At 58.6% G+C, this 5,493-nt stretch carries 5 protein-coding genes and 2 pseudogenes; 3 read left to right on the top strand and 4 right to left on the bottom strand.

The window, feature by feature from the left end; all coding sequences use genetic code 11:
* Window positions 1–116: pseudogene (locus tag GTK09_RS26895) on the top strand (IS481 family transposase); the annotation flags it as partial.
* A gap of 118 nt (window positions 117–234) precedes the next feature.
* Complete coding sequence (locus GTK09_RS26890) at window positions 235–1,353, top strand: HPP family protein (protein ID WP_163466456.1); 1,119 nt, start codon at window positions 235–237, stop codon at window positions 1,351–1,353.
* On the opposite strand, the gene GTK09_RS26885 is transcribed toward GTK09_RS26890, so the two are convergent.
* The 3 genes from GTK09_RS26885 to GTK09_RS26875 all read right to left on the bottom strand — a co-directional run bounded on the left by GTK09_RS26885 (window position 1,293) and on the right by GTK09_RS26875 (window position 4,491).
* Window positions 1,293–2,033, bottom strand: coding sequence for a 5-formyltetrahydrofolate cyclo-ligase (locus GTK09_RS26885; RefSeq protein WP_163466455.1), 741 nt, complete (start codon window positions 2,031–2,033; stop codon window positions 1,293–1,295). The genes GTK09_RS26890 and GTK09_RS26885 overlap by 61 nt on opposite strands.
* 49 nt (window positions 2,034–2,082) lie before the next feature.
* Window positions 2,083–2,397, bottom strand: a complete 315-nt coding sequence (locus tag GTK09_RS26880) for a hypothetical protein (RefSeq protein WP_163466454.1) — start codon at window positions 2,395–2,397, stop codon at window positions 2,083–2,085.
* A 273-nt stretch (window positions 2,398–2,670) separates the two neighbouring features.
* Window positions 2,671–4,491, bottom strand: coding sequence for a chloride channel protein (locus GTK09_RS26875; protein WP_163466453.1), 1,821 nt, complete (start codon window positions 4,489–4,491; stop codon window positions 2,671–2,673).
* Window positions 4,492–4,631: 140 nt separating this feature from the next.
* Here GTK09_RS26875 and GTK09_RS26870 point away from each other — a divergent pair, with 140 nt between their 5' ends.
* Entirely contained in the window at window positions 4,632–5,057 is a 426-nt protein-coding gene (locus GTK09_RS26870) for a MarR family winged helix-turn-helix transcriptional regulator (RefSeq protein ID WP_163466452.1), read from the top strand.
* Between the two features lie 321 nt (window positions 5,058–5,378).
* On the opposite strand, the pseudogene GTK09_RS26865 reads toward GTK09_RS26870, so the two are convergent.
* Window positions 5,379–5,493 (bottom strand): annotated as a pseudogene (locus GTK09_RS26865) (IS481 family transposase); the annotation flags it as partial.

Below are 5,493 nucleotides of genomic sequence, written 5' to 3'. Positions count from 1 at the left end.
CCGATCTCGACGCCTGGCTCGTCCACTACAACACCGAACGCCCGCACCTCGGCTACCGCAACATGGGCCGTAGGCCAGTCGAAACCGTCATGTCATTCGTCAGTCAAGAAGCTTAAGTGGACACACGACCTGAGTGCGGGTTCGTTCCACCCTTCGAACTCACTCTACAGACTTGATGTATGTCTGAGTTGGGCATAGCGGTGGCGATCTTTTCCTAATATGTGCCTGCGCAGAATGCTCATCCCCCCTCCGCTCCGGAATGATCCGTTGGCTCGCAAAGCCTTTAGGCTCTTCGTCCCCATTCTGGCTGGCGCCACCCTGCGCGATCGTGCCATCGCATGCATGGGAGCTTTGATCGGTATCTGTCTGACGGGCTTCGTTTGCGCCTCCGCATTCGGTAGCGATCCGTTCCTGCCGTTCATTGTGGCACCAATTGGGGCGTCTGCCGTCCTCCTCTTCGCGGTCCCGGCTAGTCCTTTGGCCCAACCCTGGTCGATCATCGGGGGAAATACGATCTCGGCGCTCGTTGGCATCACGGTAGGCCGCTTCGTGGACGACCCGATGCTCGCGATTGGCCTTGCGGTGGCGCTGGCTATCGCCGTGATGTCCCTGACGCGCTGCCTGCACCCACCGGGAGGAGCGGCCGCCCTGACAGCGGTGATCGGTGGCCCGACGGTTGCGGCGGCAGGATATATGTTTGCCTTCGTCCCGATCGCCGCGAATTCCACAGTTCTGGTCCTCTTGGGCCTGTTTTTCCATCGGTTCTCATCTCACTCCTACCCTCATGTTCCGGCGGCCGCGCCAACCAATACGCACGGCACGTCTGACTTGCCGCCGACGGCGCGTGTTGGTTTTCGTGCTGAGGACATTGAGGGCGCACTGGCGGATCTGGGAGAGACATTCGATATCGACCCGCAGGATCTTGACAGGCTGCTTCGCAGAATTGAGCTGCGCTCCCTGCTGAGGGAGCACGATGATTTCTCATGCGCCGACATCATGTCCCGAGACGTGATCTCGGTCGGTGAAACGGTCGACGCCGACGAAGCTTACACCCTACTTCTGGACCATGGTGTGAGAACGTTGCCTGTCACCACCGCCCACGGGCGTCTTGCCGGAATCGTGGGCCTTCGAGAACTGACCGGACGCATGGGTGTCGTAGGGAACGCCATGACCGACGCGGTCGTCAGCGCACCCACGTCACCGGCCATCGGGTTGATCGATTCACTGACTGACGGCAAAACACATGCCGTGGTGATCGTCGACGAGAATCAGCGGATTCTCGGTCTCGTCACTCAGACCGATTTGCTATCCGCGATCTCCAAGGTGCTGGCAAGGCGGCTTGAGGATGCGTAGGATACGCAGGACTGCTCGGTCACGATCACGTCCATGGGAATATCGTGCTTCAGTGGATAGATCGTCTCTATCGCCGCCTGCGCATACCCGATGCCGATGACGTATGGCTTGCGTGCAAGAACGGCCAGAGTGCGATCGAAGTACCCGCCACCATAACCCAAGCGATAGCCACGTTTATCGAAGCCGACCACGGGTGCGATTACGATGTCCGGCACCAAGCTAGCGCCGTGTTCGGGAATAGGGATGTTCCAGACCCCCCTGATGAGAGATTCCCCAGGCGACCAACTGCGGAATTCCATCGGTGCGCCCTTTTTGATCACCACCGGGAGAGCAAATGCGAGCTCGCTCGGAAGCGAATTCTTCACCCAAGGAATCAGGTTGGGCTCCGCCTTCATAGGCCAATAAATGCTGACGATCCTCCCCTGCATGGTCGCGAGGAGACCCGACAACCTTGTGCGAATGACGTCGTCCATGCGCTTGCGGTCATTGGCCCGAATAGCCGCGCGCATCTCGATCAGTCGAGGGCGCACGATTTTCCGCCAGCGGATCACCCCGTCGTCTAATCCCTCCGCGGCGTGCCCGATGCCTGTGATGTCAGGAGTCAGTTCGTGGAGGAAACAGGCAGGCGATGAATACTCGTTCGGTTCGTCGTCTTGATGAGCCTCAGCATCGTTATCCATTGCAGCTCTCCCGCTCGAGACTGGCTGGCGTTCGTTGCCCGCCGTCCCCCTAGAGAGCAGAATGATACGACAGGAGAAGGGCGAGGGATACGATCGGCATAATCGGCATGTCCCGCATCCTCGGCATCAGCCACATCATTGCGACGCCGATCGTCACGCCCACCAGGACGCTCAGTAAGGCTTGCAAGAAGCCATAGTTCTGGAACGCCATTCCCATCCCTGCGAACGCGGCAGTTGTCCCTATCGTGGCACCTGCAAATGGAATGATCGTTCTTGGCGCCTGGCCTTCGACCAAGACAAGAAAGCTTGGCAAACCCAACCCAATCGCCATGATCAGGACGGCATTTGCGACAGCTTGATCCAAGGCATCAGCTCACTTTGCCAGATTAAAACACATAGATCTCGACGATCCCTCTAGACCATCGTAAATCACTTCCGTCGATTCAAGCTGAAACAATAATCATAACGCACTTTGATTTGCACACATCATCAGCAAATTGACGCGTAAATGTACAGTTCTCCCCGAAGACTGAACCGCGCAGGCGTTTGGTAGGGATCTTTGCAGAAGAAGAGACGGAACGCTGAGATCGCGGCTTTGACAAATACAACGCGTCCTTTTGCTGCTGCAAGGCGGTTGTCATAGAACCTTATCTGTAGGGACCGGCTCGACCGAAGCCAGCCGCGCGCGGCGCCTTCTAGCTGGCGATTTGAAGAAGGAGACCCTGTCGCGTTCTTCCGCTTGCAGCTTAAGCCGCACTCGCATCAGGTCCTTCCAGCCGATGTAGCCGACCAGCGTTTGATCATCCCGAGATATCACGGGCAGGTAAGGCACGTTTGCGCTCAGCAGGCGATCGGCGAGGCTTTCCAGATGTTCGTCAGGATAAGCCGTGACCGGTCTTCGTCCGGAAAGCAGATCTGCAAGCATCATGCTCCGATGCTGTCCCGCACGCCGCCAGCGTAGGACGGAGGGGGGATCGACGATGCCGAGGACATGCCCGCTCTCATTGACGACCGGGAATGTGGGATGGACGGTAGTGGGCGCCGTGAGAAACGTGGTCGTTTTCTGCAGGGTCATGGTAGCGGGGAGAGTGTCGACCTCTCGGGTCATCACATCAGAAGCTCGAGCAAGCGCGAACGGATCGATCCGGTACTCCCGGACAATATGGTGCCCGCGCCGCGCAATCTTTTCTGTAAGGATTGACCGCTTCATCAGGAGGACAGTCACCGCATGGGCTGTGGCGCAGGCCGTAATCAAAGGCACGAGGATATGAGTGTTTCCGGTCAACTCGACGGCAAAGAAGGTCGCGGTCAACGGTGCCCGCATAGTGCCGCCCATAGTCGCAGCCATAGCCAGAAGCGCCCAGAATCCAGGACTGGCAGCGGGCATGATGCCGCTCACCACGGCGCCCATAGCTCCGCCAATGATCAAGAGCGGCGCCAGAACGCCGCCCGAGGTTCCCGAGCCAAGCGCGGCGGCCCAGATAACGGCCTTCACTGTCAGCAAGATCAAGGCCGACCAGGCTATGGTCTCGCCGCTGAGCATATGCTCGATATTGGCATACCCCACGCCCAGGGCGCGGGGCTCGATCAAGCCCCCAAGACCGACCACCAGGCCGCCGATTGCGGGCCACCACATCCAATGAATAGGGAGTTTCTGGAAGGCGTCTTCACAGGCGTAGACGAGTTGCGTCAGCAGGCTGGACAAAAGCCCGGCAGCAATGCCGATGGCGACCCACCCCGCCAGTCCGATCAAGCCGATGTCCATCATGCCAGAAAACGGAAACAGTGGGGACGGCATATGCAGAGCCGTACGTTCGACTTCCGCCACGATGGCTGCTACGGCTACCGGGATGAAGCTGCGTGGCGTCCACTCGAACAGCAGCAATTCCACGGCCAGCATGATCGCCGCTATCGGCGTTCCGAAAACTGTGGTCATGCCCGCGGCCGCTCCGGCTACCAGCAGCGTCTTCCGTTCGTTATCGCTCACCGGCAGCGCTTGGCCGATCAATGATCCGATGGCGCCTCCCGTCATGATGATCGGACCTTCGGCACCGAACGGGCCGCCCGTACCGATTGCGATCGCGGAGGACAGCGGCTTCAGGATCGCCACTTTCGCATCCAGCCTAGAGCGCCCGAGCAAGATTGCTTCGATAGCTTCCGGAATGCCGTGCCCACGGATTTTCTCACTGCCGTAGCGGGCCATCAAACCCACGATTAGTGCACCAATGACAGGGACGATGACGACGGCCAAACCCAGAGGACTATCTGCAAGCTTGAGTTCAGCAAAGCTGAATCGCCCGAAATAGGCGACATTCGTCGCCAGCCGTATCAGCTGGAGCAAGATAATTCCGGCGCCCACACCTGCCGTTGCGACAAGAACTGCAATGGCTGCGATGACCACGACACGGGGCTGGGTCGTGAAGTCGCCGAGACGCGGACGAGCGGCATTTTTGGTCATGAAGGAGTGCTTTTTACAGTTGCGTTGGCAGAAAGATCCAAATGCACGCCGTGCACGGAGCGGTTCATATCGCCATACGATATAAATGCAAGAGTCGGCACATGACTGTGCCTGCTTCTTAGAAAGCGAGACCGATAAAAATGCCGCAGCCGAACCTCACTCAAGCCGACTACTCGGCACTGGCCGAGTTCCGCTATCTGATCCGTCGCTTTCTGGAGTTCAGCGAGGCCGAGGCGAAGAGCGTCGGTCTGACAGCACGGCAGCACCAGGCACTGCTTGTCATCAAGGGGTATGGCAGGGGCCATCCCATTGCGGTGGGCGATCTGGCTGATCGCCTACGGATTCGGCCCCACAGCGCTGTTGAACTGGTCAATCGCCTTTCTGAAGGAGACCTCGTTGTGAGGTTACAAGACAGCGGAGACCAGCGACGGGTGCTGCTCCAGTTAACTGCCCGGGCTGAGGATTGTCTGGCCCAGCTATCCGCAGCGCATCTCAACGAACTATCACGCATCCATCCGATGCTGAGCCGCATCTTGGAACGCCCCAGTGGGCAGAACGGCGATTAGGCGTACAAGATGCAATTCGCTTGCAGCGTGGTTTGGCCGGTCGAGTGAGCCGAACCCTTATCTTCCCGCCTCTTGCCGTGTGGCAGCGCGGAATTATGTTGGGGGCATTATGTCGAAAGCTCAAGCCGCAACTGATGTAGCCTCGACTATTGCAATCGCTTTGGGCGCCGCAGTGGTAGTGCCCAGCTTGATTGCGTTGGTCTTCACTTTAATGGCCGTTGTCTCCCTTGTCTTCTGACATTAGCCGATGCTGGTGTTCATTTGGACTGTTTGGATCGAGCGGAGGAGGTCCGGCGCGGTGAAGCGGGATCATGTGTCCACTTAAGCTTCTTGACTGACGAATGACATGACGGTTTCGACTGGCCTACGGCCCATGTTGCGGTAGCCGAGGTGCGGGCGTTCGGTGTTGTAGTGGACGAGCCAGGCGTCGAGATCG

The organism is Jiella pacifica (assembly GCF_010500815.1).
In the GTDB taxonomy this organism is placed as follows: Bacteria; Pseudomonadota; Alphaproteobacteria; order Rhizobiales; family Rhizobiaceae; genus Jiella; species Jiella pacifica.
This window is presented reverse-complemented; position numbering and strand designations above follow the sequence as displayed.

Bases quoted from the DNA above. Each gene is read 5' to 3' on its own strand.
- GTK09_RS26890 (WP_163466456.1), top strand. From the start codon at position 235: ATGCTCATCCCCCCTCCGCTCCGGAATGATCCGTTGGCTCGCAAAGCC.
- GTK09_RS26885 (WP_163466455.1), bottom strand. From the start codon at position 2,033: ATGGATAACGATGCTGAGGCTCATCAAGACGACGAACCGAACGAGTAT.
- GTK09_RS26870 (WP_163466452.1), top strand. From the start codon at position 4,632: ATGCCGCAGCCGAACCTCACTCAAGCCGACTACTCGGCACTGGCCGAG.
- GTK09_RS26875 (WP_163466453.1), bottom strand. From the start codon at position 4,491: ATGACCAAAAATGCCGCTCGTCCGCGTCTCGGCGACTTCACGACCCAG.